This window comes from Sorangium sp. So ce185 (genome assembly GCF_051526825.1).
GTDB lineage: Bacteria > Myxococcota_A > Polyangia > Polyangiales > Polyangiaceae > Sorangium > Sorangium cellulosum_D.
On the sequence record NZ_CP150316.1, the window covers coordinates 1825819 to 1851273 of the forward strand.

The 25455-nt window shown below is 70.0% G+C and carries 16 protein-coding genes; 7 read left to right on the forward strand and 9 right to left on the reverse strand.

Translation table 11 applies throughout. The annotated features are described in order from the left end of the window. The 3 genes from WMF26_RS06680 to WMF26_RS06690 form a co-directional block, all read right to left on the reverse strand. Window positions 1-2055: a sodium-translocating pyrophosphatase gene (locus WMF26_RS06680; protein ID WP_437999627.1), complete on the reverse strand. Its 2055-nt coding sequence runs from the start codon at window positions 2053-2055 to the stop codon at window positions 1-3. 293 nt (window positions 2056-2348) lie between these two features. After that, window positions 2349-3788: a DUF5050 domain-containing protein gene (locus WMF26_RS06685; RefSeq protein WP_437999628.1), complete on the reverse strand. Its 1440-nt coding sequence runs from the start codon at window positions 3786-3788 to the stop codon at window positions 2349-2351. 371 nt (window positions 3789-4159) lie between these two features. Beyond that, window positions 4160-4840 carry a hypothetical protein gene (locus tag WMF26_RS06690; protein WP_437999629.1) on the reverse strand — a complete coding sequence of 227 codons (681 nt, stop codon included), beginning with the start codon at window positions 4838-4840 and terminating at the stop codon, window positions 4160-4162. A gap of 554 nt (window positions 4841-5394) precedes the next feature. Here WMF26_RS06690 and WMF26_RS06695 point away from each other — a divergent pair. After that, window positions 5395-6993 carry a glycoside hydrolase family 30 protein gene (locus tag WMF26_RS06695; protein WP_437999630.1) on the forward strand — a complete coding sequence of 533 codons (1599 nt, stop codon included), beginning with the start codon at window positions 5395-5397 and terminating at the stop codon, window positions 6991-6993. Here the strand turns inward: WMF26_RS06695 and WMF26_RS06700 are convergent. Continuing rightward, the gene (locus WMF26_RS06700) at window positions 6930-7850 is read right to left on the reverse strand and encodes a helix-turn-helix transcriptional regulator (protein WP_437999631.1); all 921 of its coding nucleotides are present in this window, start codon (window positions 7848-7850) and stop codon (window positions 6930-6932) included. The two genes, WMF26_RS06695 and WMF26_RS06700, sit on opposite strands and share 64 nt — an antisense overlap. A 90-nt stretch (window positions 7851-7940) precedes the next feature. Here WMF26_RS06700 and WMF26_RS06705 point away from each other — a divergent pair, with 90 nt between their 5' ends. Together WMF26_RS06705 and WMF26_RS06710 are read left to right on the forward strand one after the other, a co-directional pair. Further along, window positions 7941-8699 carry an MBL fold metallo-hydrolase gene (locus tag WMF26_RS06705; RefSeq protein ID WP_437945305.1) on the forward strand — a complete coding sequence of 253 codons (759 nt, stop codon included), beginning with the start codon at window positions 7941-7943 and terminating at the stop codon, window positions 8697-8699. A gap of 386 nt (window positions 8700-9085) precedes the next feature. After that, window positions 9086-9685 carry a hypothetical protein gene (locus WMF26_RS06710; protein WP_437999632.1) on the forward strand — a complete coding sequence of 200 codons (600 nt, stop codon included), beginning with the start codon at window positions 9086-9088 and terminating at the stop codon, window positions 9683-9685. Between the two features lie 96 nt (window positions 9686-9781). Here the strand turns inward: WMF26_RS06710 and WMF26_RS06715 are convergent, their stop codons facing one another. Then, window positions 9782-12310 carry a catalase gene (locus WMF26_RS06715; protein ID WP_437999633.1) on the reverse strand — a complete coding sequence of 843 codons (2529 nt, stop codon included), beginning with the start codon at window positions 12308-12310 and terminating at the stop codon, window positions 9782-9784. A gap of 269 nt (window positions 12311-12579) precedes the next feature. On the opposite strand from WMF26_RS06715, the gene WMF26_RS06720 reads away from it, so the two are divergent. From WMF26_RS06720 to WMF26_RS06730, 3 genes are all read left to right on the forward strand, one after another. Continuing rightward, entirely contained in the window at window positions 12580-15906 is a 3327-nt protein-coding gene (locus tag WMF26_RS06720; RefSeq protein ID WP_437999634.1) for a hypothetical protein, read from the forward strand. Window positions 15907-15909: 3 nt separating this feature from the next. After that, window positions 15910-18483 (forward strand): hypothetical protein, encoded by a 2574-nt coding sequence (locus tag WMF26_RS06725; protein WP_437999635.1) that lies wholly within the window; start codon window positions 15910-15912, stop codon window positions 18481-18483. A gap of 118 nt (window positions 18484-18601) precedes the next feature. Continuing rightward, window positions 18602-19981, forward strand: coding sequence for a cytochrome P450 (locus WMF26_RS06730; RefSeq protein WP_437999636.1), 1380 nt, complete (start codon window positions 18602-18604; stop codon window positions 19979-19981). 78 nt (window positions 19982-20059) lie between these two features. On the opposite strand, the gene WMF26_RS06735 is transcribed toward WMF26_RS06730, so the two are convergent. Continuing rightward, window positions 20060-20680 carry a winged helix-turn-helix transcriptional regulator gene (locus WMF26_RS06735; protein WP_437999637.1) on the reverse strand — a complete coding sequence of 207 codons (621 nt, stop codon included), beginning with the start codon at window positions 20678-20680 and terminating at the stop codon, window positions 20060-20062. Window positions 20681-20766: 86 nt separating this feature from the next. Here WMF26_RS06735 and WMF26_RS06740 point away from each other — a divergent pair, with 86 nt between their 5' ends. Beyond that, window positions 20767-21336 (forward strand): dihydrofolate reductase family protein, encoded by a 570-nt coding sequence (locus WMF26_RS06740; protein ID WP_437999638.1) that lies wholly within the window; start codon window positions 20767-20769, stop codon window positions 21334-21336. A gap of 67 nt (window positions 21337-21403) precedes the next feature. Here the strand turns inward: WMF26_RS06740 and WMF26_RS06745 are convergent, their stop codons facing one another. From WMF26_RS06745 to WMF26_RS06755, 3 genes are all read right to left on the reverse strand, one after another. Further along, the gene (locus tag WMF26_RS06745; protein ID WP_437999639.1) at window positions 21404-22783 is read right to left on the reverse strand and encodes a hypothetical protein; all 1380 of its coding nucleotides are present in this window, start codon (window positions 22781-22783) and stop codon (window positions 21404-21406) included. Further along, entirely contained in the window at window positions 22762-23364 is a 603-nt protein-coding gene (locus tag WMF26_RS06750) for a hypothetical protein (protein WP_437333559.1), read from the reverse strand. Before WMF26_RS06750 ends, WMF26_RS06745 begins: the two co-directional genes overlap by 22 nt. Before the next feature lie 125 nt (window positions 23365-23489). Then, entirely contained in the window at window positions 23490-24647 is a 1158-nt protein-coding gene (locus WMF26_RS06755) for a DUF3500 domain-containing protein (RefSeq protein ID WP_437999640.1), read from the reverse strand. Between the last annotated feature and the right edge of the window lie 808 nt (window positions 24648-25455).

Here is a 25455-nt window from a genome sequence, read left to right on the forward strand (position 1 = left end):
TCAGGCGATGAGCGGGGCGATGAGGAGCGACACGACGCCCATCACCTTGATGAGGATCGAGATGCCGGGGCCGGACGTGTCCTTGAAGGGATCGCCGACGGTGTCGCCGACGACGGCGGCCTTGTGGGCGTCGGAGCCCTTCGCGTGGCCGTCGAGGCCGCCCTTCTCGATGTGCTTCTTGGCGTTGTCCCAGGCGCCGCCGCCGTTCGCCATCATCAGCGAGAGCACCGCGCCGACGACGAGCGCGCCGGCCAGCGTGCCCGCGAGGACCTCGGGGCCGGCCACGAAGCCGACGACGACCGGCGCGAGCACCGCGATGGCGCCGGGCGCGATCATCTCGCGGATGGCGGCCGACGTGGCGATGTCGACGATGACCTTCGGCTGCGGGTCGACGCCCGGCTTGCCCTCGAGCAGGCCGGGGATCTCGCGGAACTGACGGCGGATCTCCTCGACGATCGAGCCGGCCGCGCGGCCGACGGCGGTCATCGTCAGCGCGCCGACGAGGCAGGGGAGGAGGGCGCCGAAGAGGAGCCCCATGAGGACCTTCGCGTCCGTCAGGTAGAGCACGAGCTCCGGGAGCCCCTTCGCGCGACGGACCGCGTCGACCTCCATGTTGAACGCGGCGAACAGCGCGACGACGGTGAGCACCGCCGAGCCGATCGCGAAGCCCTTGCCGACGGCCGCGGTGGTGTTGCCGACCGCGTCGAGCTCGTCGGTGATCGCGCGGACCTCCTTGCCGAGGCCGGCCATCTCGGAGATGCCGCCGCCGTTGTCGGCGATCGGGCCGTACGCGTCGACGGTCATGACGATCGCGGTGCCCGCGAGCATGCCGACCGCGGCGAGCGCGATGCCGTAGAGGCCGAGGTAGTGGTTCGAGATCCAGCCCACGGCGACGAGGGTCACGAGGGGGATCGCGACGCTCTCGAGGCCGACGGCGATGCCGCGGATGACGTTGGTGCCGGGGCCGGTGAGCGAGCTCTGGGCCACCTTGTGGATGGGGCCCATCGACGTGTAGTAGTCGGTCACGAGGCCGACGATGGCGCCGCCCGCCGCGCCGGCCGCGAGGGTGACGACCGCGCCGGAGCTGAAGCCGAGCCCCGGGAGGATGGCGGCCGCCGCGAGCACGACGAGGAACGGCGGGACGATGAGCGCGAGGCGCAGCACCCGGGCCGGGGGCAGGTTCTTGAGCGCGCGCGTGATGAAGATGCCGACGACCGACACCGCGAGGCCGATCGTCGCGAGGAGCAGCGGCAGCGACACGGCCATGGCGCGGAGCTCCACCTCGCCCGCCGACGGCGCGAGCTGCTGCAGCTTGGCGATCGGCATCGTGAGGCCGAGCGCGATCGCGGCGACGACCGCGGCCACGTAGCTCTCGTAGATGTCGGCGCCCATGCCCGCGATGTCGCCGACGTTGTCGCCGACGTTGTCGGCGATGACGCCCGGGTTGCGCGGGTCGTCCTCGGGGATGTTCGCCTCGACCTTGCCGACGATGTCGGCGCCGACGTCGGCGGCCTTCGTGTAGATGCCGCCGCCGATGCGGGCGAAGAGCGCGATCGAGCTCGCCCCGACCGCGAACGAGTGGACGATGGTCGCGAGGTGCTCGTGGTTGCGGAACAGGGCGTAGATGCCGCCGAGGCCGATGAGGCCGAGCCCCGCGACGCAGAGGCCCATGACGGCGCCGCCGTCGAGCGCGGTGACGAGCGCGGTGGGCTTGCCGTGCGCGCGGGCGGCCTCGGCCGTGCGGACGTTGGCGTACGTCGCGGCCTTCATGCCGAAGAAGCCGGCGATGAGCGACAGGAACGCGCCGGCGGCGAAGGCGCCCGCGGCGAGGAGCCCGAGCGTCGCGGCCAGGAGCGCGAAGACGACGGCGGCGTAGACGGCGAGCACCTTGTACTCGCGCGCGAGGAAGGCCATCGCCCCCTCGCGGACGTAGCGCGCGATGCGCGCCATCGTCTCGTTGCCTTCGGGGGCCTTCTTGACGCGCACGTAGAAGGTGCGTGCGACCACGAGCGCGACGGCGCCCGTCACGAGCGACTGATACGACAATGCATCCACGGGTGATGGTCCTCTCGATCGCTCCCGGCCGGAGCGAGCGCCGGCTCCCTCTTCCGTCCATGACGGCGGATCAAGTAGGAAATGGTGGCGCCGCGGTTCCCCGGGCCGCTCTGGGCGAAATCGGGGATAGCGTCAGCGGAACGTGGCGTCCGCGGCGTCGTCCTGTTGGGGCCCGCGCCTGCCGGCGGTGACCGTGGCGTTGGAATATTACAGGCAGAAATGATGCGCGAGGCGCGTACGTCGGGGTCGCCCCTGCTGGCGCGCGCTCGCGGTCGCCGTCCGGACGGGGGCGATCAAGGGGCGTGATAGGACACGACTTGACCCTGGTAGCGATAGTCGCCGGCGTTGGACCAGAACACGCCCTGGCCTTCCGGGGCGAGGACGCGCCAGGCGACGGGCTGTCCGAGCGCGAGCACGACGGTCCGGTGGCTCTCGAGATCGTGCGCGTTGACGCTGCGGTTCCCGCCCGTGTCCGTCGAGAACAGCGTCGAGCCCCGGAGGGCGAGCCCCGCCATCGAGACCCCCTGATAGACCAGCGTCTTCTGCCCACCGCCGATGGGCGCCTTGAACACGCCGCCGTCGCCGACATTCGCCCAGTAGACGAACGCGGCGTCCACCGCGATCCCGGTTGGCTCGGCCTCGTTCTCGGCGATGACGGTCACCTCCCCGCCCGACTTCGCCACCTTGTAGACCTTGTTGGTCGCGGAGCCGCCGGTCCAGTAGATGTTCTCTGCGTCCTGCGCGAGGTGCTCGGGATTCCCGGCGCCTTCCGCGAGGACGACGGGCTCGCCGCCGTCGAGCGGCATCGTGTAGATCTTCTCGCCGAAGCCGTCGCCGAAGTAGAGGGCCGACGCGTCGCCGATGACGCTCACGACATAGCCGACCTCGACGAGGGTCTCCACCTCCTGGCTCGCCTTGTCGACGCGCCGGAGCGCGGAGGGGATCACCGGATCATCGTCGCCGCCGCTCGCCCAGTACACGTGGGAGTCGTTGACCCACAGCGACTTTGGATCCGGATCGGCGGGGATCATCGCCTCCGCCGCGTCGGCGCCCGGCTTCACGCGGTAGATGAAGCCGTCGTTGTTGTCCCCGGTGGCGACGTCCTCGGTGCCGCCGCTCGCGAAGTAGAGGAAGGACCCGTCGGCGGCGAGCGCGCTCGGGTAGCGGTGCTGGCTCGCCATCGCGGTCGGCAGGGGCATCCCCGGGTAAACGCTGGAGAGGCGGTCGGTCTCCGTGATGACGCTGTCCCTGGAGACGTCGTGTCGCGCGAGCGGCGCGAACGCGTTCGAGCCCTCCTGCGCGGTGAAGCCATAGGCGCCGAGGACCGTGTCTTCGCCCAGCTCCGCCTTGAGCGCGACGGTGATCGGCAGCGTGAGCGTGATCGGCTTGTCGAACGTCTGGCCCTCCGGGCCGAGGACGTACAGGGGCCCCACCGCGCCCTCGGGGGCGTCGTCGACGCGCTCGACGGTGATCACCGTCTCCTCGCTCACCGCGCCCGCCGGCACCTCGATCGTGAAGCCGTCCTCCGCGGTGAAGGTCCCGCCCTGCGCGTCGACGGAGAACTGGCCGGACGCCGGCTGCGCGCCGGTCTCCGACGTGTCGCCGCCGCCGGTCTCGCCGCCGCCCGTATCGCTTCTGTCGGTACCCTCGTCGCCCTTGTCCGTCCCACCGCACGACGCGCTGCTCAGCGCGGCAGCCGCGCACGCCAACACCAACACCAAGTTCCTTGTCATCGCTTTGCTCCTCCGCGGGCGGCCGTCGCCGCCATGTCATGGAAGGCCATGGTTCTGCTGAGCTCGCCCTCGGCGCGGCTGCGGCATCACCATTGATCCAATCAACAGCGTAGCGCCTGAATCGCGGCTGGCGAGCTGAGCTGGAGCACGAGACAACGTACGGTGTTTACCCGTCAGGGTTTTGCCACGCGTGCAGTCGCTGCAGTCTTTACATGTCAGGGTTAACCCCAGGTATGCAGTTGCGATGGTCTTTGCCCGTCAGGGGTTTCCCATGTGTGCAGCCGCACCGCGTGCCGCCGGCCGCTCATGGGTCGTCGGGGCGGGGCGGCGGCGTCCTGCTCGGGCCCGACCGGAGCGGCCGCGCCGCAGGGCTACAGGGCGGTGTGCGTCCCCGTGATCCAGACGGTCGCGTGGGAGCCGTCGGACTGCTTGGCCCAGGTGCGGACGCGGTACTTGCTCGTGGCGACCTGCTGCGCAGTCCCGTAATTCTCGTGGTAGTAGGTGAACGTCGGAGTCGAGCAGTGCCCGCGGCCGGCCAGTGGGTTGTCCCAGACCCACGCGCCCGCCTGCTCCTTGAACGTGAGCTCCACGAACTTGTTCGTGGCCCAGTCCCAGCGCTGCATGCGCGTCGCCATCTTGGTGTTCTCACAGTCGCTCATCGCCTGCGAAGCGTTGCTCCACGAGGTGGAAGAGGAGCCCCAGAAGGTCGGCGCCACGTCGAAGCGGTACGTCTCCGGGGACTGGTGCTGGTAGTAGTTGGGCACGGGGAAATCCACGATCGTCGTCGCTCGATCCAGCCCGCCGGCCGGACAGATGCTGTCGATCCACTGGTAGGAGCGGGCGTAATCCTCGCTTGCTCCGACCGCGGTGAGCTGCGGGCTGGTGAAGTTCGGGTCGAGCCCCATCGCGCAGGGGTCAGGGTTTCCTCCGAGCGCCTCGGCGCTCTCCGCCGTGTCTTCCTCGCCGAAGCTGCCGTCCTCCGCCGCCACGCAGCCCATGACGCTCGAGAAGGTGATGAGACCGAGACCGACATGATACGCAGCAATCTTCATGGTGCGACTCCCCTTGGTATGCCTGCCTGTCAGACCGCGCCCGACCAAGGAGCAGGGAGCATGCCTACGGCGATCCCGCCGAGCGCTCCTGCGTGTTCAACGATCTCGCGGCGCAAGTTTGCGACGCGGGCCATGGGCTGATCGCCGCTCGCCAGGCGATGGAGGCGGCAGCCTCCTCCATCGGCAGGGCGATGGAGGCTCGCGCCTCCACCTCGGCGAGCTCCCTGCTCCCGTGCACGTGGGCGAGGGCGGGCGCAGCCCGCCGGGCCCGCGAAGCGGCGGGTCGATCGCGAAGGAGCGGAGGCGCTGACCGGAGCGGCGCGCTGGCAGCGCTGCCACGCGGCGTACGACTGGGTGAAAGCTCGTTGCAATCTTGCGCCCCGAGCGCCATGCCCTCTCTGCAGAAGGCACTTTTCGAGTGCAAAGACGCTGCCCGTTCGACGAGACTCGCTCATGAGAAGCTCCTGAGGCCGTGGGGATCCGCCCGCGCCTCGCTGAAGTGGCATCACGCCGTCGTGAGCGAGACCGCGCTCACCGCAACCGCACGCACCTCCATGAAACTTCAAGCTATCGTCGCGTCGTTCGCCGCGCTCACCGTGGCCGTGTCGTGCTCCCCGAGCGATCCGGGCCCTTCCGTGGACGCCGCGGCGGCGGGGAGCGGCGGCCAGGGGGGAAGCGCAGGCAGCGCGACCGCGGGCTCGGGCGGCGGATCGACCGCGGGCTCGGGGGGCGGATCGCCGAGCAGCACCGGCGGCACGGGGGCCGTGGGCGGGAGCGGGGGCTCACCGAGCGAGCCACGCCCCACGGTGACCGCCGCGCCGGGCACGGAGCTCGTCAGGATCGACACGGGCGTGCTCCACCAATCGTTCGAGGGCTGGGGCACGAGCCTGTGCTGGTGGGCCCATCACGTTGGCGGATGGGAGGAAGCCAAGCGCAACGCGGTCGTCGAAGCGGTCGTCGATCCGGTGAGCGGGCTCGGCTACAACATCTTCCGCTACAACATCGGTGGCGGGGAGAACCCGTCCCACGAGCACATGAAGGAGCACCGCGAGATGCCGGGGTTCCAGGGCGCCGACGGGACCTTCACGTGGGAGAACGACGAGAACCAGCGCGCCATCCTCCTGCGCATCGCGGAGCGCGGAGCGGACCTGATCTTCGAGGCGTTCTCCAACTCGCCCCCGTACTGGATGACGAGCAGCGGCTGCGCCTCGGGCAGCAGGGGCGGCGGAGACAACCTCAAGGCCGACCACTACGACGACTTCGCCCACTACCTCACGGAGGTCGTGCGTCATTACAGGGACGAGCACGGGATCGCCTTTCGCACGCTGGAGCCGCTGAACGAGCCTTACGCAAACTGGTGGAAGTCGGACGGCTCCCAGGAAGGTTGCCACTTCGACCGGGCGAGCCAGGAGAAGATCATCCGAGAGGTGGCCGCGCAGCTCGCCAGCAAGGGCCTCGACGAGACGGTGGTCAGCGCATCGGACGAGAACAGCATGGATGATGCCGTCCGGAACATCGGCGCGTTCGGCGCGGAGACGCTCGCCGCTCTCCAGCAGATCAACGTCCACTCCTACGCGGGCAGCCAGCGCAAGGAGCTCCGGCAGCTGGCGACCCGGCTCGGCAAGCGTCTGTGGCAATCGGAGTCGGGGCCCCTCGGGCAGAACCTGAGCGACGACACCGACGCGGCGCTGTTCATGGCGGAGCGCATCATCCGGGATCTGCGCGAGCTGCAGCCGGAGGCCTGGGTGGATTGGCAGTCGGGCGATCCGTCGCGCAGCTGGGCGAGCTTCACGCTGAACGACCGCGAGCAGTCCTACGCGCCCATCAAGCGCTTTTACATGCACGCCGGCTTCAGCCGGTACATCCGGCCCGGCGCGACCTTCGTCGAGGTCGACAGCGAGGACATGGTGGCCGCGGTCAGCGCCGACGGGCGCGCTCTCACGCTCGTGGTCCGCAACGGCGATCGCGACGCGAGCCGCGGCTACACGCTCGATCTCACGCGGCTCCCCACGGTCGGCCCCGCGGCGGAAGCGCACCGCACCTCGCGCACGGAGGACCTCGAGCGGCTCCCCGACATCGCGATCGAAGACTATCGCTTGGTGGTCACGGCCCCCGCCTTCTCCGTCACCACCTTGGTCATCCCGATGCCTTGACGGGGCCGCAGCGCCCCCGGCCGCGCGTCGCCCGGCCGCTCCTGCGCCGCGCGCCGGTAGGCCGCGGGCGTCGTGGCGAAGTGTCCCCGGAACAGGCGCGTGAAGTGGCTCGTGTCGCGGAAGCCCCAGCGCGCGGCGATCTCGAACACCGCGTCGTCCTGGCGGGTCGCGAGCTCGCTCGCCGCCCGCTCGAGGCGGCGCCGCCGGATGTGCGCGGCCAGCGAGCTGCCGAGCTGCTCGGCCATCGCGCCGTCGAGATAGCGGCGGCTCACCCCCTGCGCCCGCGCGATGTCCGCCGGCTGGAGCGCCGGGTCGCCGAGGCGCAGCTCGATCTCCGCCAGCGCCCGCTCGACCCGGGTCCGCGAGAGCTCGGGCGCGCGGCCGCACATTCCGATCGCCTCGAGCACCACGCCGACGGCCGCCGCGCAGTCGCGCTCCGACAGCGACGAGCCCTCGCGCAGGATCTGGCGCAGGAGCCCCGCCACGACCCGCTCGCCTGCGTGCTCTTCACCGCGCGCGACCGCCGTCCGGAGGTCGACCCCGGGGTGCCGCTGCTGCACCACCGAGACCGGCAGCCGCAGCAGCAGCCGCCGCCCCCGGCTCATCGAGAGCTCGAAGGGGGCGTCCGACTGGACCCAGGCGAACATCCCCTCGCGCAGGAGGGTCCGGCGGCCGCCCTGCGCGATGACCCCCTCGCCCTCGGCCACGGCGACGATCTTGAGCAGCCCCGTGGCCCGCGCGGGCTCGCAGCGGACCTCGAACGGCTCGGCGCCGAGCCAGAGCAGCTCGCCCGGGCCGGTCCGCACCGCGCGCTCGAGCATCGCGTCCGGAGGCGCCGCCAGGTGGGTCAGTTCCATCGTGGACCACCCGCCGCGTCGGATCCGGCCAGGCGCCGCCCGCCGCGGCGCCGCACGCTGGGGCCAGACGTTCGGCCCCGGAGGAACATCATGTCTGCGGTCCAGATCATTCGCGTGCCCATTTTACCCTTTCGGATGGTCAACGCGCACCTGCTCGTCGGCGCTGCGGGTTGCGTGCTGGTCGATGCCGGCGTGCCGGAAGCGGCGCCCAAGGTGGGCGAGGCGCTGGCCCGCGCGGGCCGCGGCTGGTCCGACCTGAAGTTGATCGTGGTCACGCACGCCCACGTCGACCACGCCGGGAGCGCCGCCGCCCTGCGCGAGCGATCCGGAGCGCTCGTCGTCGCCCACGAGGCCGAGGTCGAGCACCTCAACGGGCGTGCCCCGATGACCTTCTGCCCGACCGGTTGGTTCGGTCGCGTGTTCGTCCGTGCCCCGCTCGTGCACGAGCGCTACGCCCCCGTCGCGCCCGACCTCGTGCTGTCCGGCGACGAGACGCTCGACCTGGCTCCCTACGGGGTCGCAGGCAGCGTGCGCCACACGCCCGGGCACACCCGGGGCTCGCTCTCGGTCGTCCTCGAGTCGCGCGAGGCGCTTGTCGGGGATCTTGTCGCCTCGGGGGTGATGCTGGGCGGGCTGGCGCGGCTGGGCCATGCGATCCGGCCCCCCTTCGAGCTGGACCCGCGCGCCGTCGGCGTCGCGCTGGAGCGGCTGGTCGACGAGGGGGTGCAGACCTTCCACCTGGGTCACGGAGGGCCGCTCGGCGCCGGCGAGGTGCGGCGGCACGCCCGCGTGCTGGCAGGCTCCGTCGCGGGCGTGCCGCACCTGCAGCGGATGCCCCAGCCGCGGTGAGCGCGGTCCCACGGAGAGGTGAGTAGTGGTCAAATTTGAACATGAAGGCGGGAAGGCGGGAAGAAAACCTTAATGATCTTCCCGCCTTCCCGCCTTCATGTGGACTCTCTCTGGACAAAGTTGACCACTACCGAGCGGTGGGCCCTCCTTGACAAGGCGGGGCAGACGTCGGCTACGCTATCTTGCCACCATGCGTGGGGGCCGCACATGGGGAGGGTCGGGGTTCAAGGCGCTCCACGCGGATGCCGCGGTCAGCGGTCGAGAGGACTGACCACGCCGAGAATACGGGGATAGGCGCCACGCTTCGCGGCTTACATGCGAGGGCGCGAAGATATGTCGTGCAGCATCGCTGATTGCGGTGTTCGGCGGCAGGAGGCGAGGCGCGGATGGTGGTAAGCGGCATCGAGGTCCTGGATGAGGGCGCGGAGCTGTTCCCCGACGGCTCAATCCACGACGCGACCCTTGCCCGCGACACCGACATCCAGGGACTTCCGTGCGCCGGCGGCTGCGACGTGGTGTTCTTCTCCAGCGGCCGGCTCCGGCTCGCCTCGCTCTCCCGGCCGGTGGTCATCGGGGGCGTGGCCTGCGCCTCCGGCATCGTATACCTTCACGAGAGCGGCGCTCTTCTGAACGCCACCCTCGCCACCGACCACGAGTTCACGGGCGTGCCGGTCCCGGCCCGTGCGCGGGTCACGCTCGACGAGGCCGGGCGGCTGCTCGAGCGCTCGCAGCGGCTGGAGGCGGATCAGCTGGTCGGCGGGCTCCCGTGCTCCGCCGAGCTTCACGCCTGGGTCTACCCTGATGGCCGTCCGAGCGTCGTGGTGCTCGCCTCGCCGTCGATCGTCGGGGGGCAGGAGTACCCGCGTGGGGCCGAGCTGTTCCTCGATGAGGGCGGGCAGGTCCTCGACTGGCGGCAGGTCGACCTCGATTCGGGACGGCGGTACAAGCAGCGCGTCTTCGGAGTATGCGAGGCTCCGCTCGAGTAGGCCGCCGAACCGGGCGCTGCCGACGCTGGCGAGGTGAGGTTCGAACGGCGGTATCGCCCGGGCGCCGAGGATGTTCTCGGCGCGGGCGCGCCGGGGTCAGACCGCCGGCGGCTCGGTCTGGCGCTGCCACGCGCGGTGGATGGCGATCGCCTTGATGAACGCCGGGGCCGCCTCGGCCACCGCGTCGTCGGGCAGGACGAGCAGGCCCGGGTCGTTGTCCGCGCCGGCCGCGGCGGCCTTCACGCCCGCGGCCGCGGCGAGCTGCGCGGCCGACGCGGGCACGAGCAGGGGCTTGCAGTGGCGGTACTGGAGCTGGACGAACTCGACCGCGAGCCCGTCGCGCGCCAGCGCCGCCGCGTTCGCGCCGGTCGGCAGCGCCGCCGCGTCGAAGAGGACGCTCGGGGCGGTCTCGAACGTGACCTCGACCGGCAGCTCGTCGCCCTCGGCGGTGCGCACCACGCCGAGGCGCTCGCCGACGTAGCGGGGCACCGCGCCCGCCGTCAGCAGCGCGTCGTAGAGGGCGCCCGCCGCCGCGCCGCTCACGCCGTCGGCGACGAGGAGCGCGACGCGGCGGCCGAGGATGCGGCCGTCGCCCGGCCGGGCGAACAGCGACAGGGGCGGCGACACCGCGACCTCGGGGTTCTCGACGGGCGGCACGGCCACCGGGAGCGGCTCGGGGAGCGGCATGCCGAGGTCGGCCGCGACGCGCGCGGCCAGCGCCTCGTCGACGTTCCGAATCATCCGGACCACGCGCTCGCGGACGGCCTGCGTCTGCACGCGCGTCAGCTCGAAGCGGAAGGCGCGCGCGATGTGCTCGCGCTCGACGGGCGTCTGGCTCGCCCAGAAGAGGCGCGCCTGCGTGTAGTGGTCGGCGAACTTCTCGGGCTTGCCGCGCAGCTTCGTCGGCGCGGTCGCGGCCTGCTGCGCCAGGAGCCGCTCGGCGACCGAGGCGAAGCCGCGCGCGCCGGCCTGGAAGGGGCAGCCGCCGGCGAGCGAGTTGGGCTCGTAGTTCACGCGGCCGCGGTTGATCGTCTGGCGGTGGAACCCGTCGCGCTGGTTGTTATGAACCTGGGCGACCGGCGTGTTGATCGGGATCTCGTGGAAGTTCGGCCCGCCGAGGCGCGAGAGCTGCGTGTCGAGGTACGAGAAGTTGCGCCCCTGCAGCAGGGGGTCGTTCGTGAAGTCGATGCCGGGGACGACGTGCTGCGTGCAGAACGCGACCTGCTCGGTCTCGGCGAAGAAGTTGTCGGGGTTGCGGTTCAGGACGAGCCGGCCGACGGTGCGCAGGGGCACGAGCTCCTCCGGCACGATCTTTGTCGCGTCGAGCACGTCGAAGCTCCACTTCTCCGCCTCTTCCTCGGTGAACGTCTGGATCTGCAAGAGGTACTCGGGGAACGCGCCGCCCTCGATGGCCTCCCAGAGGTCGCGGCGGTGGAAGTCGGGGTCGGCGCCCGCGATCTTCACCGCCTCGTCCCAGTCGAGCGAGTGCGTGCCGAGCACGGGCGTCCAGTGGAATTTCACGAGCGTCGCCTGGCCGGCCTCGTTGACGAGCCGGAAGGTGTGCACGCCGAAGCCCTGCATCGTGCGGAAGCTGCGCGGGATCGCCCGGTCGCTCATCTGCCACATGATGTGGTGCGTCGACTCGGGCATGAGCGAGATGAAGTCCCAGAAGGTGTCGTGCGCGCTCGAGGCCTGCGGCATCTGGTGGTGCGGCTCGGGCTTCACGGCGTGAACCACGTCGGGGAACTTCATCGGGTCCTGGATGAAGAAGACCGGCATGTTGTTGCCGACCAGGTCCCAGTTGCCCTCGTCGGTGTAGAACTTCACGGCGAAGCCGCGCGTGTCGCGCACGGTATCGGCGCTGCCGCGCTCGCCCGCCACGGTCGAGAAGCGCACGAACACCGGAGTCCGCTTGCCGACCTTCGCGAAGGGCGCGGCCTTGGTGAGCGCGGTGATGTCCTCGGTGCACTCGAAGTAGCCGTGCGCGCCCGAGCCGCGCGCGTGCACCACGCGCTCGGGGATGCGCTCGTGGTCGAAGTGCGTGATCTTCTCGCGCAGGATGAAGTCTTCGAGCAGCGTCGGGCCGCGCAGCCCCGCGCGCAGCGAGTTCTGGTTGTCGCCGACGGGCACGCCCTGGTTCGTCGTCAGGGCCCGGCCGAGCGAGTCGGCCCGGTGCTTCTGCAGCGGCCCCTGGTTCAGGTTCTCGCCGGGCGCCGCCTTGGCGCCGTTCTTCTCGGACTCGTTGCTTTCGGTGATCGTGCTCGCGGTCGCGTCGAGGTTCTCGGGCTTCGCTGTGGCACCTTGCGGCGGCTGTGGCACTTTGCCGCGTAGCGCGTACTCGGCGGGTTTGTTCACGTTCTCGGGGATCGCGGCGACGAGCGCTTCGGTGGCGTCGACCTTCGCGTCGAGGCGGTCGGCGGCCGCGAGGTTGCGCACCCCCGCGTCGTCGCTGCTGGTCCCGCTGCCGAGCGCGGTCGCCGCGCGCTCGAGGAGGCTGCGTTTGGGCCGCGCCGCCCGCGGCTTCGCGGACGGTCCGCCCATCGATTGCTTCGCGCTGCCGGCGCCTTTTTCGGCCGGCGCCGGATCTTTGGATGATGACTTCGCAGGGTCTTTGCGATCGGTCATGAGATGGCCTCCTGGGGGGACCGGGGCTTCAGCAAGGAGCGCACCAACGGTCGAGCTTGGGGCCGCCGTGCGGTCGCCCGACGCGCGGCCGGGGCCGTGGCGGCGCTTCGGTTGGCCCGCCGCGGATTCGCAGGGCGTTGACGTGCCGCCGGCCGCGGCGACGGCCGGGCGGGCGACTCACGGGGCGAGCAGGGCTGGGAGAAGGAAGTCCAGCGCGAGGGAAGGCGACGCGTTGACCTCCTTCTGGCTTTTCTCCTACCCTGGCGGCGATGCTGACCCCGGAGAGCCTCGACTCGATCGAACCTCGTCCCGAAGCCCGGCCGCTCACATGGGCCGAGATGACCGAGGAGCAAAGGGAGGCGACGAAACGCGTCGGCAAGCTCGTGCGAGACCTAGGGGACCTGCCCTTCTCGCCCATGGTGCCTCAGAAGGGCCCTGAACGATTTCTGCCGCCTATCGATGCAACGCGGAGGAATCACGTCGTTCTCCTGGATGGCGGGCGAGGTTCGGGGAAGACCGCATTGCTCGTCACCCATATCGCCGTATGGAGCTTCGGCGTTCGTCACGAGGGAGCCCGGGTGGGTATCGATGGCGCGCCGGACAAGGAGCTCCAAGAGGCGCTCGCGCCGCTCGGCAGGATCGTCCCCGTGGGGCTGCTCGATTTGCAGCCGTTGCCGCAAGCCGCCAATCTGCTAGTCTATGTGGCGACGCGGTTCAAGCGCATCGTCGAAGCGATCGAGATGTCGACGGGCCATGACGGCGCGCGCGCGCCGTGGCACGCGGCCGAGCCAGAGGGCCTGAAGAGCGCGACCGAATGGCGGAGCTTCTTGCAGGCTGCGGCGGCGGGCTGGGATGGCTCGCTCGAGGGGAGGCGAGCGCGCTCGGACCCCGAGACGTATGCGGTGGAGCTGGAGCAAGCGGAGGAGCAGAGGCTCGACGTCATCTCCAGCTTCCGGCGGTTCATCGACGCGCTCGTGGCGGACTACGCGCATGTGGGGCGATTGCCACGAGATAAGCCGCCGCTTTTCGTCATGGCCATCGACGACGCCGACATGAACGTGTCGAGGTCGTCAGAGCTTCTGGACATCGTACGCACGCTCTGGCACCCACGCGTGGTGTTTCTGTTGACCGGCGATACCAATCTGTTCTTGGCCGCGCTTCAGTTACGAACAGAGCGAGAGCTCACGGGCACTTGGCAAAAGGTGGATGCCTCCGCGGAGCGCCTGGTTCGGGCTTTGCCGAGAGACATCTACGACAAAGTCGTCCCGCCGCTTCATCGCCTCGAGCTGAAGGCGCTGCGGGTGCACGAGCGACATTCGCTGCTCGAACGATGGTTCGAGGCTAGAACGAAGCCCGTCGAGATGGAGCGCATCTCCCGCGTGAGGGCGCTGTTCGAACGGTATCCCGGCCTGAAGGCAGCGCTTCCCGGGCGGCTTCGGCCTTTGCAGGACTTCGCGCTCTGGGTCGGCGGTATCTACAATCGCGGCCAATCGATCGAGGATGGAGTCGTTGAGGCGCGAGTCTTACACTACCTGTGGACCTCCGCGAGCCATGAGGCATGGCCGATACCGCAGTTCGAGGCTTGGGTGACAGAGGACGACGAGCGTCGGGTCGTCGTCCGGCTGGATGTCGCCAACAAGTTCCGGTTCTCCACACGCATGCATCCGTTCGGCGAGCCGGAAAAGACGCGCTTCGAGGTGGCACGCGAATGGCACCTCGCGGTGTACGGGCCCGGCGGGGCGCTCGTGCCCGAGGCTCTTGCGGCTTGCGTCGTTCCCTTGCTCGATCTCGGTTCGAATCCGGAAAACCGGCACGTGATCTCGCTGGTCCCGCCTTCGATCGAAACGAGCGAGTTCGGCGCCGTCCTCGTGCGCTTGGGAGACGAACTGCCCTGGGTCCCGTGGCCATTGCCACAATGGACGAGGTTCTTGGACTATATTGCGTTCGCCGACCGTTGGTCTCGGCAGCTGAACGACCTGATGCGGGCGAAGACACACAACGTGGCGGCGTTAGCGCTGGCCTATCTCGACTCGGTGCTCGGGGCCGAGCCTCATACCGGCAACGAACCATGGCGCAGCCGCGCGGAGCAATTGAGCGCTATTCTCCAGGACCCGAATGCCGATGCTGCGACGAAGGGTTGGGCGCTCCTGGATGCCCCCCTGCTCGCGACCCCTGAGTCGGGCCTCGACGTGGACGACGCCAACGCCTGGATAAACGCGGTGCGCGCGCTGTTCACGCAGGAACGATGGGACGTGCTTCGCGCAATGTTGATGGAACGGCGGCGGTCGCGGATTCGGAAGGCGTACGCTGGAACCGTTTCTCCCTCTCACGATATGCTCGATGAGAACGGGACGAAGCTGGTCGAGCGAGATCTGAGCATAATTAAGAGGAGGTTGCCTGAATACGCGTGGCTCACGATGGTGGAACGCGACGCCGACGTCACGTTCCGAGCGCTTCTGAATCGAATGGACCAGATCTCCGTGCCGGGCGAACGCTCGGCGGGGACACTGCTCTCCTACCTGACGCCGAGCCGCAGGCAAGAGCTGCGAAGCGCGCCCGTCGGAACGATCGAGCGCTTGAAGAATGTTCTCGAAGAGCTGGCAAAACAGCGTGGACATACAGGTCTTCCTGCGATCGAAAGGCTCTGGCGCGTCGTGACGCAGGACGCCTCCGCGGCCTTGAAAGAGGCGGTATCCTACCTCGGGAAGCTGGAGTTAAATAGCGAGAAGGCCTTCGCAGAATCGGGGCATCCGGTGCTCCAGGCGGATTCGACTGAGTGTTTGCTCTTGGATTCGAGCGACGCCGGCAAGATGATGCTTCGATTGTCCCGTGGGCAGCTCCTTTGGTCTTTGGGCAAGAATGTAGGTCTACCCATTCTCGCCGTCCTACGCATGGTGTGGGATATCGAGAGCGATACGAAGGGACACGATATATCACCTCTGCGCGCATGGTGGCCGCTCGGGGGAGGGGTTTTGTCGCAAGCTTTGAACATCCCATGTCCGTGGCCCGCACCAGCGTGGCCGACGTTCCTGGATTGGGAGCGCCTGATTGATGCATGGAACGACAAGGTGGTGCCAAGGGTCGCCTCGCTCGCCCAAGAAGCTGCCGACACCGGTAGCAGCACCGAGGTCTTTGGTGACTCCGCTGCGTACTGGTACGTCACCACCATCGACCACATGAGCCTAGAGCGATGCGATCTAGAACATCTGGAATTCAGGATCGAGTCCGACCCGACGGAGTGGCGAGCGAGAGTCCGGGAATGGTTCCGGCGGAGGAAGAGCGATCAGAATACGCCGTTTCTGCATCGTCGCATATTTTACGAATGGCTCGACAGAATTGGACTCCTTGCGGCCCCGGAGTCCGGGTTGAGCGGTGCCGTAGCCGAGAACATCCTCGCGGGTATACCCGATCTGGATCAGCGTCGTGAACAGCTCGCTAGACTTCGCCGTGACTGGATCGAGTCGATGCCGCCGACATTAAGAAGAATCATGAGTGCGAACACTGCCGACGGCGCCTTCCCGGATCACCCCTGGACCGTCCTCATCGAGGAGCCGCTTCGCCCCAAGACGCCTCCCGACGCCTCCTCCGGTCCGTGAGCCATGCCCGGCCCCGTCGATTTCGCCTATCTCTGTGCCGCCTGCGAGGCTTTCCCATTGGCGTCGGAGGCATCGCACCGACAAGCCGTCCTCGCGCTCCGCAAGACCCCATCCCTCGTTCTCGACGGGCCGACGCAACGCCTCGCCGACGAGCTCGAAGCCTGGATCCGGCTCCGTGCCCGCGGCCATTCTCTCGACTCGCTGCGGCAGGTGCGCGACCTCGCGTGGTTTGGCAAGGAAGCACGACCCGTCAGCATGGCGGACTACCTGGTCCGCCTTGCAGAGCGGCATCTGACGCATCGTGGCGGCCACGTCGCCCTTCGCACCGAGCCGACCATAGACGTGCCGCTCGCTCACTTCCGCTGGCTCTCGCTGCTCTTACCCGCCGATCTCCTCGTCGCGGCTCGCTCTGTGGATATGCCGACCGACCCGGCGTCGGACCACGTCGACACCTCGACCCCACACGTCGCGAGGCTGCTCCAAGAAGGCGTTGCCGACACGCATTTGCATGTGGGCGCCGCGGTGTCGTTTCACTTCGTCTGGATCGGGCTGATGACCGCCCTGTCGCGCCATCCGCTGGATCGAAAGAAGCTCGCCCGCGGCGGAGAGCCCCCCTTCGGAACGGTCGATCAGTTCCTGAGGATGTTGCAAGCCGCCTCCGTGACGCGGCTCCTCCTGGTGAGCTTCTTGTGGCGCCGAGATCGCCTCGGCCATCCGTCCTCGTTCCGAGACTTCGTCGACGACCCCGACGGCCCGCTCGCGACCCAGATCGCGCCGCGCGCTGCCTGGCCCGCTGGTCCACATGACTTCAAGCGCGCGTGCGTGCAGGCGCTCCGCGCGACGATCCATGCGGCTCCGTCGCCCTCCGCAGCGGTTATGGCCTCGGTGCATCGCCACCTGCTGGGCCCGTCGAAGTGGTCCTCGGCCAAGACGGTGGAGGAACTGCTCGCCGCGGATCCCGCCGCCGCATGGCTCCGCAGCGGCGGCGCAGCGGCGTCGCCCGAGACGCGCTTCGCTCGACGCGGCCTCATGTACCTGCTCGATGCGGGGCGCGGCGATGACGGGTTTGAAACTGCATTCTGGCAGTATCAGCGCATACGAGCGCTGACGTTTCGCCACCTCACCGTCGAGCCAGGCACCGCAGGTCTTGGCTGGTTTCAGCAGCATTACGACCGGATCTCTCCCATGCGCGCGTGCATCGACCATGCGCGGTTCGATGCGGCAGTTCATTGCTCGGGCCGAGGCATCAGGCTTTCGGCGGTGGAGATGCGTACGGCGCCGGAGCCGGCGTGGGCGAGCGTGCGCGACCTCGTCCGCGAAGCAGCGGTCCCACGGGTCACTGGCGATGGCCGACCCGAGGTCGGCCTCGTCCTCCATTTCCTGAAGCAAGGGTCGCGTTCACGCGCGGGAAAGAAGATGCTGAACGCCGACCCACGCCAGCTGGGGCACGGCTGCCGGTTCGGCGCGTTCTCGTTTGCGCGCATGGAAGAGGCATCCGCGATAGAAGCGGCGCTCGCTCATCATCCGGAGCTGCTGCTCGTCCTCCGCGGCATCGACGTCGCTTCCGATGAGCTGTCCGTGCCGACCTGGGTGTTCGTACCACCGTTCATGAGAGTCCGCCGCGCGTCTCATCGAGCGGCGGCGAGGCTCTCGCGCGCGCGTCCTCGGTGGAACGTGACCCACCTGCGCGCCACCTATCACGCGGGGGAAGATTTCCGGCGCCTCGTCGAGGGCGTTCGCCGGATCCACGAGCTCTTGCAGTTCGGGCTCCTCGAGGCGAGCGATCGCATCGGCCACGGGCTCGCTGCCGGGGTCGATCCCGAGCTCTGGGCACGCTATCACTCCGTGACGGTTCAGCCCGCCGAGGAGCGGCTGCACGATCTGTTGTGGGAGATCGATCGCTACAAGGCCGGTGAGTTGCCTGCGGACGCCGCGCGCATCGAGCAGGTGCGTGCCGAGGCCCATCGCCTGGCGCAGAAGATCTTCAACACCCTCGTGGATCTCGACCAACTGGGCGCTGCGCGGCAGCGGCTCCACGTGAGCTCCGTTTTACAGCGCCTCGGGTATCCGTTCGTCCATGGGCGTATCCCTGAGGATCCTGTCGATCGGCTCGTGCACCGATACCTGACGGACGCGGGGGTGTTCGCGCGCGGGCAGGAGCCGCTCGAAGTTCGCGCGAGCGAGGGCGAGGTCCGGATGCTCGCCCGCGCGGGCGCCTGGCTGCGGAGCGAGATCGCTCGCCGAGAGATGACCATCGAGGCCAACCCCACCAGCAACCTGCTCATCAACGACATGGGGGTCATCGACACGCATCCGGCGTTTCGCTTCCAGCCCCTTCCCGGCCGGCGAGGTCGTGAAGGGGAGGCGATACAGCTGTCGATCAATACGGATGACCCGATCAGCTTTGCAACGTCATTGGGAGACGAGTATGTCTATCTCTACGGCGCGTTGCTGCGCGAAGGCGCCGGCGCCCAAGACGCGCTGAGGTGGCTCGCGGAGCGGCGCGACGACGGGTTACGATCCCGTTTTACACTCGCCGCGAGCCGCGATCCGAGCATCGTGCGTGAGCTCCTGTAGCTCGTCGCCGAGCGAGCCGTTGCGGGCTCCTGCGAGACCCGCGAGCCACGCCGCTCCGGGCCGATTCCGGCGCCCAATCCGCGCCAGCGCAATGCTACAACACGACCCCGCCCCCGCCATGAGCACCCCCCGCCTCCTCTCCTCCACCGCCCTCCCGCTCCTGCGGGGCCGCAACCCCGTCGCCCGCCGCGTCCAGACCCGGCATGGCTTCCCCGTCCTCCCCGGCGGCTTCCCGGTCGTGGGCCACATGCCGGCGATCGCCGTCGACGAGCTCGGCCTGCTCCGCGAGGGCCAGCGCCGCTTCGGCTCCCTGTTCTTCTGGACCCACGGCTTCCAGGCCTGGCAGCTCATCTACGCCTCGAACGACGCCTTCTCGCTCTTCAAGAGCAAGACCGTCGACTCCTCGTATCTGACCGAAGGCGGGGTCGGCCACCTCTTCGGCCAGTCGCTGATGGCCCACGACGGCGCCTCCCACCGCCACATCCGCACCGCCATGAACGGTCCCTTCTCGCCCAAGGGCCTCGACGCCGCGGAGGTCGGCGCGATCGTCGCGACCAGCGTCGAGCGCAAGGTCCGCTCCTGGGTCGGCCGGCGCGACGTCCTGGTGCTGCGCGAGACCCGCGAGCTGGCCCTGGAGGTGATGTTCAAGATCACCGGCGTCGAGGACGACGAGCTCCCCGAGTGGCGCCGCCACTACGAGGATCTGATGCTCCTCATCCTCAACCTGCCCTTCGACGTGCCAGGCTCGCCGAGGCGCCGCGGCCTCCACGCCCGCGGCTGGCTCGACGCGCGCATCCGCCGGATCCTCGCCGACGTGCGCGCCCGCGGCGAGGCGAAGGGGCTCCTGCCCGCGCTGCTGGCGGCGCGCGACGAGGACGGCGAGCCGCTCTCGGAGGACGATCTGGTGGGCAACCTCCGCCTGCTCCTCCTCGCCGGCCACGAGACCTCGGCCTCGACCATGGCCTGGTGCGTCGCCCACCTCGCCGAGAGCCCCGCGATCTGGCGCGCGCTCCGCGAGGAGGCGTCGAGCGCGCCGGATCTCCCACGCTCGCCCGCGGAGCTCCGCCGCTTCCCCTTCGCAGAGGCCGTGTTCCGCGAGGCGCTCCGCCTCCACCCGCCGGTGCCCCACGACGCCCGCCGCGCCGTCGCCGATTTCGAGCTCGAAGGCCGCACCGTCCCCCGAGGGACCAACGTGGCGATCCCGCTGGTCCTGCTCTCGCGCGATCCCGAGCTCTACCCGGATCCGGACAGCTACCGCCCCGAGCGCTGGCTCGACCGCAAAGAGGCGATATCGCCGCTCGAGATCGCCCAGTTCGGCGGCGGCGCGCACTTCTGCCTCGGCTATCACCTCGCCTGGATGGAGATCGTCCAGTTCCTCGTCGCGCTCGGGCGGGCGCTCCCGGCCTCGGGCCCGAGGCTCCAGGGCGGATTCCCGGCCTCGCGCTACCTCCCGGTGCTCCGGCCCGCGGCGGGCACGCGCGTCCGCTTCGACGGCTGAAGCGGCGTGGGCCGGCTGTAACGCAGCGCGCGCCCCGCGAGCGAGCGCGACGAACACGCCGAAACCGCCGGTGCGCGCTCAGGCGGGCGCGGGGCGCGCGAACGCGCCGAGGAAGCGCGTCGCGAGGGCGGCGTCGCCGGCGATCTCGACCCCGCGCGGCTCGTGTCCAGCGAAGACGACGGCGCGGAGCGCGCGCGCGGTCGCGGTGATCGTCGCGTCGGGCGCCTCCGGCTCGCCGCGCGCCACCGACAGGGCGCCGCACGCGATCTCGACCGAGAACGGCTCGCCGTCGAGGACGACCGCGAGCCTCCCGCGTGAGAGCGCGCCGGGGTCGAACGTGGTGCGGAGCGCGATCATCAGCGCGCTCGGGCTGAGCTCGCCCTGCGGCCGAGGGACCGCCCGACTCCCCCAGCGGGCCAGCGACACGAGCACCGCCTCGAGCTCGCGCCCCCGGGGCGTGAGCTCGTAGACCGTCGCCGCGGCGGGCGGCGGGAGCGCGCGCCGCTGCACCACGCCGGCGTCCTCCAGCTCCCGCAGCCGCTGCGACAGCACGTTGGGGCTGGCGGACGGGAGCCCGGCGCGCAGATCGGTGAAGCGCCGCGGGCCGAGGAGGAGCTCGCGCACGACGAGGAGCGCCCACCGCTCTCCCACGCGGTCGAGGGCGCGCGCGATCCCGCACGGATCCTGGTAGCTACGCATGCGCACACGATGGAGTTTGACTTCAGGACCGTCCAGTCCTAATTTAGGACTACGATCTTCCAACGAGGTCGCGCGAGGAGGTTGCGATGAGAAGGCTGACGGTGTTCGAGAACGTCTCGCTGGACGGCTACTTCGTCGATGCGCGGGGCGACATGAGCTGGGCTCACGCGTCCTCCGCGGGGGATCCCGAGTGGGCGCGCTTCTCCGCCGAGAACGCGAAGGGCGGCCGGGGCACGCTGCTCTTTGGCCGCAAGACCTACGAGCTGATGGCGGGCTTCTGGACCACCGAGGCCGCGCGCCAGCAGATGCCCGAGGTCGCCGAGGGCATGTCCCGGCTGGAGAAGCTCGTCGTCTCGCGCACGCTCGAGCAGGTCGGCTGGACGAACGCCTCCCTGCTCCGCGGCGACCTGGTGGAGCGGATCGCCGCGATGAAGCAGGGCAGCGGCGAGCCGATCCTGGTGATGGGGAGCGGCACGATCGTGGCGCAGCTCGCGCGGGCCGGGCTCATCGACGGCTACACGTTCGTCATCGTGCCGATCCTGCTCGGCGCTGGCCGCACCCTCTTCGAGGGCCTCGACCGCCCCATCGCGCTCCGCCGCGTCTCCGAGCGCACCTTCCAGAACGGCAACATCGTCGCGACGTACGAGCCGAGGTGACGCGCGCGCCGGACGATCGCGCGCGCCGCGGCGCGGCGACTCGGCATCCTGGAATCGTGTCAGAGCGCTAGCACCAAACGCTCCCACAGCTCTTCGCGCTGCCAGAACCCACTTCCGCGGCATTTGGCAGCACAGGCCGTGCGTCTGACGGCGTGCGGCCCCTGGCATCGAACCCCATCACGACGCGGCGCCCGCCGAGCCACGGCAAGCCGACCCCTGCCGCATTGAAGCGTTGGACCAGCGAGCGGAGCCAGGCTCGATGCGGCAGGAAGGCCAGCACGACGAGCAGGTGCGAGGGCGTGAGGATCAGGTCGGCGTCGCGCATCAGGACCCAGCGCCGCAGCGTGCGCGGGTGGGCGAAGTGGAAGCGGGGGGGCAGAGCGTCGCCCAAGGCGCGGAGCGCGTCCCAGGCGAGCGCGGCGAGCCAGGCGCAGAGCGCGAGCGGTCCTTGGCGAAATCCGGGGCGGTCGGGACGGCCGCGCTTGGGATAACCGCTCGCCGACGTGTCGAGCCAGAGGTCGTGCACGCCGATGCGGTGGCCCTGCTCGTGGTGCTGGCGAGTGCGGTACTCGTGCAGCAGCTCCAGGGCCGGCGTCGTGGTGTCGTGCAAGATGAAGAGCGCGTGCCAGCGGTCCTTGCCCTTCATCGCGTGCTCGCGCACGACCACGGTACGCAGGGGCCGAGCGATGCCGCGGATCGTGGTGGTCGTCTCGGCGAGCTCGATCCTCTTGAGCTTGGCGCCCTTGTACCGGCCGGGCTCCTCGTAGGGGGTGAAGCGCGTTCGCGGCAATCGCTTCCAGGCGTCGACGTAGCCCGGCCGACGAGGCGCGCGGATCAAGAACACGGTCTTGCCGAAGCGGTCGAGGCGCCGGAGGCCTTCGTTGGTGGCGGATGCGCCTGCGTCGATGATCAAGCGCAGCTGACGGACTCGGACGCACCGACGCACAGCGCGGAGGAAGCCGAGGGTCCGCTCGATCAGCTTGCCGTTGCCGCGGGTAACAACGAGCCCGAGGAAACGGCGCGCCTGGGGCCAGTGCAGGAAGAAGAGCTTCTCGGCGCGCATCTTCTTGTTGCGGAGGGTATGGAAGCCCTTCGGGATCTTGAACTTGCGCGTGAAGCGGGCGACGACGTGCTCGTCGAGACTCAGTGTCACCCTGCGGTTTCGCAGCGCGCCCCACGCCTCGGTGGCGCGCGTGAGCTTCTTGACCCCTTCGGTCGTCACCGCGCGCACCAGCCCACCGAGGCGAGACCGAGAGATGACCTTCTTGCCGCCGGACAGGATCGCGAAGCCCGGATCGTCGAGGGTCTCGAAGTGAAAGATGCGCTCGATGCCCAAGGCCGCGCGGAAGAACAGCGACAGCGCAAGGCGCCGCGCCTTGTCCGCGCTTCCCAGCGCCCTGGCCAGCGTGCGCTCCGCGACGCGGCTCAGGGCGAGCGCGGCCGGCAACAGGAGGAAGGTGCCCCCGAAATGGGTGCGCCCGATGAGGTGGGGCGCGCGACATGCGCCTCCGCGCGATCGTGATCCGGGCGAAAGACGTACAGGCCGTAGGCGTCGAGAAACCGGCGGAGCGTCTGCTGCTCGATCTCGACACCGAGCTCGCGCGCGATGAACGCGACCATCTCGGGCTGAGTGCATCGCGGATGGTCGACGAGGTACTTCGCGATCGGACCGGCATGCTCCGGGCGCAGCCGCGGTTGCCGGTGCCGCCCGAGCTCCGCCCAGATCGATTCGAGCATCTGGTGGGCCGAGAGCGTGCGCACGGTGCGCATGGCCCGGTCGGTGCGACCGACCGCCGCGCCCACTTGCGCTGCGGTCAGGCCCATGTCCGCATGCAGGAGGAAATAGGCTGCGACGCGCAGCAGGATCGGCTGGGCCGCGATGGCGGCCCCAAACCGCACCGCCGCCTCCAGCAGCACTTGCTCCGACCGTGTCGACCCCTCCAGCACGTCCGCATGCTCGCGCTGCCAGCGTACCCACGCCTGCTGCGGCGCCTCGCTCGCCTGTGTCGTCGCCGTGTCCGTCGTCATGATGCCCTCCCTACGACGAGCATCCCACAGCGACGAAAGCCTGCAGCAGCCAGGCTCAGGCGACGATCATGCGTTGAGGCGGAAGTCGTCGGTGAACGCTCCGAAGGGATCGGGGGCGTTTGGTGCTAGGGCCGACCGCGGGCGGGGGCGCCGTGGCCCTCCTGGAGGTGCCGCGCGAGCAGGCTGTCGCCGAAGTCGTCCTGCAGGTCGCGGAACACGGTGTGGATGTGGTCGCCGCCGCGGTTGTCGTACTCGATGAGGTGGGTGGGGCCGTGGATGCGGTAATAATGCGACTGCTTCGGCGAGGCGCTGCCCGCCCAGGCGAAGTGCAGGCGCTCCACGCCGGCGCGCGCGATGCGGTCGAGGTGCCCGTCGGCGACGTCGGCCGGGAAGTTGCGGGCGTAGGCCTCCAGCAGGCGCAGCAGCGCGGCGCGCTGGGCCGGGGTCATCTCGGCCGCGGGCAGGCCCTCGACGCTCGCCAGCGCGGCGCGGCGGGAGGCCTCGGTCACGAGGTCGGGCGGCGCCGTGGCGGCGATCACGGCGCGCTGGCGCTGCGCGGGGGTGAGGGAGGCCAGGAAGGCGCGGCCGAGATCCTCCTCGGCCGCGAGCACGCGCAGGCCCTTGCGGGGCCCCGAGGGCACCTCGGCCGGGTTGGCGCCCAGGAACGCCGGGGTGGTGGCCACGCCGCCTCCCGCGGAGGTGAAGTTGAGCGAGACGTGGTGTCCCTCGAAGCGAAAGCCCCACGGGGCCTCGGGCCCTGGCTGGCCGAAGAGGGCGAGGTGGTAGCGGCCCGGGTCGCGGAACGCCGGGTTGCCCTCGATGCCCCCGAGGATGCCCTCGAGCAGCAGGACGCCCTCCACCTTGCGGTATCCCTCCGGGCTGAGGCCGGCCCGGAGCAGCGCGTGCGCCGCGCCGCGCTCGCCGCCGTCCATGTCGCCGAGCGCGAGGCCGGCGCGGCGGCGCGGGACGTAGTGCCAGTCCTCGCGCTCGCCGCTCTGGAACGCGAGCAGCGCCCGGCCGCGCGCCTCGCCGTCGAGGCCGTCCACGAAGGCGCGCGCGGAGGCCGCGATCGCCTCGGCCGTGGCCCGCCCCGCGGCTCCGCCGGGCGGAGGCGCGGCGCCGGGAGGCCCCGCGGGCGCGGGCGGCGCGGGCGGGGCGGGCGGGGGGCCCGGCTCGGCGGCCTGCTGGGCCGGCGCGGACGGGCTGGCCGGCGCGGCCGCGGGCTCGCCGGGCGGGGCTTCCTGGGGTCGCATGCTGTTGCAGGAGGTCGTCATCGCCAGCATGAGGGTAGCCGCGATCCGCGAGCCCGGCCCGGATAGGCGGGGGTAGCGCGACCGGAGCGCGCGCGGAGGCGCAGCGGTGCGGGCGATCGTGCCGTCGCCCGGGCTGGCGAGGCGATGTCCCGCTGTGTCCGCGCCCGCGGCGCGCCCGGCGATGCTCCGCATGCGCGTAGCCTACTTCGGCGTGTCGGAAATCCCGCGAGGATTCCGCCACGGTGGCGAATCGCCGCGATCCGTCGCTTTCCTCGGAGTTCCTGGGCCAACTGGTCCTGGCCGGCGCCCTGCTGAGGTCGCAATGGCAGTGACAAGTTGTCTCGGCAGGCCCAAAACTAGCGCGAGGTCCTGCCTCGATGACACGGGGCGCATGGCTCGAAAGCTCTGCATGCCGCGTATTTCGCGGTGGCACGGCGCCAGCAATAATGTAATGCGTGCGAGGCCACTGTAGATCCCGAATCGCTTTGCTCCCGTCGCTGTGGGTTGCCGTGTCGATCTGCTCGTGCGGCGGGTCGTCGCCCGAGCCCGACCCTCTGCCGAGGCTCCGCGCCCAGATGGTCGCGCCGTGCGCGCCTTCGCCGGAGGTCTCCTCGCCGGCTGCCGGCGTGCCGAACGTCTTCATTGAGGTCCTAATCCTCGTGGTTCCCGCCAAGCGTCCGCGTGATCTGCGGAGCGCGTCGATTCAAGAGCTCTTGCGCGAGCGGACGTGGGCGTGCTCATGACGCCTCATATCCTGGCGACGCCAGGCGTGGGGGCGGAGATCAGGCTGGACGCGCCAGGCAGCATGCCATTCCGTTTCACGGTCAAGCCCGACCTC

Coding starts and splice junctions, on each gene's coding strand:
- WMF26_RS06685 (WP_437999628.1), bottom strand. CDS start 3,788: ATGACAAGGAACTTGGTGTTGGTGTTGGCGTGCGCGGCTGCCGCGCTG.
- WMF26_RS06690 (WP_437999629.1), bottom strand. CDS start 4,840: ATGAAGATTGCTGCGTATCATGTCGGTCTCGGTCTCATCACCTTCTCG.
- WMF26_RS06695 (WP_437999630.1), top strand. CDS start 5,395: ATGAAACTTCAAGCTATCGTCGCGTCGTTCGCCGCGCTCACCGTGGCC.
- WMF26_RS06700 (WP_437999631.1), bottom strand. CDS start 7,850: ATGGAACTGACCCACCTGGCGGCGCCTCCGGACGCGATGCTCGAGCGC.
- WMF26_RS06705 (WP_437945305.1), top strand. CDS start 7,941: ATGTCTGCGGTCCAGATCATTCGCGTGCCCATTTTACCCTTTCGGATG.
- WMF26_RS06710 (WP_437999632.1), top strand. CDS start 9,086: ATGGTGGTAAGCGGCATCGAGGTCCTGGATGAGGGCGCGGAGCTGTTC.
- WMF26_RS06715 (WP_437999633.1), bottom strand. CDS start 12,310: ATGACCGATCGCAAAGACCCTGCGAAGTCATCATCCAAAGATCCGGCG.
- WMF26_RS06720 (WP_437999634.1), top strand. CDS start 12,580: ATGCTGACCCCGGAGAGCCTCGACTCGATCGAACCTCGTCCCGAAGCC.
- WMF26_RS06725 (WP_437999635.1), top strand. CDS start 15,910: ATGCCCGGCCCCGTCGATTTCGCCTATCTCTGTGCCGCCTGCGAGGCT.
- WMF26_RS06730 (WP_437999636.1), top strand. CDS start 18,602: ATGAGCACCCCCCGCCTCCTCTCCTCCACCGCCCTCCCGCTCCTGCGG.
- WMF26_RS06735 (WP_437999637.1), bottom strand. CDS start 20,680: ATGCGTAGCTACCAGGATCCGTGCGGGATCGCGCGCGCCCTCGACCGC.
- WMF26_RS06740 (WP_437999638.1), top strand. CDS start 20,767: ATGAGAAGGCTGACGGTGTTCGAGAACGTCTCGCTGGACGGCTACTTC.
- WMF26_RS06750 (WP_437333559.1), bottom strand. CDS start 23,364: ATGACGACGGACACGGCGACGACACAGGCGAGCGAGGCGCCGCAGCAG.
- WMF26_RS06755 (WP_437999640.1), bottom strand. CDS start 24,647: ATGCTGGCGATGACGACCTCCTGCAACAGCATGCGACCCCAGGAAGCC.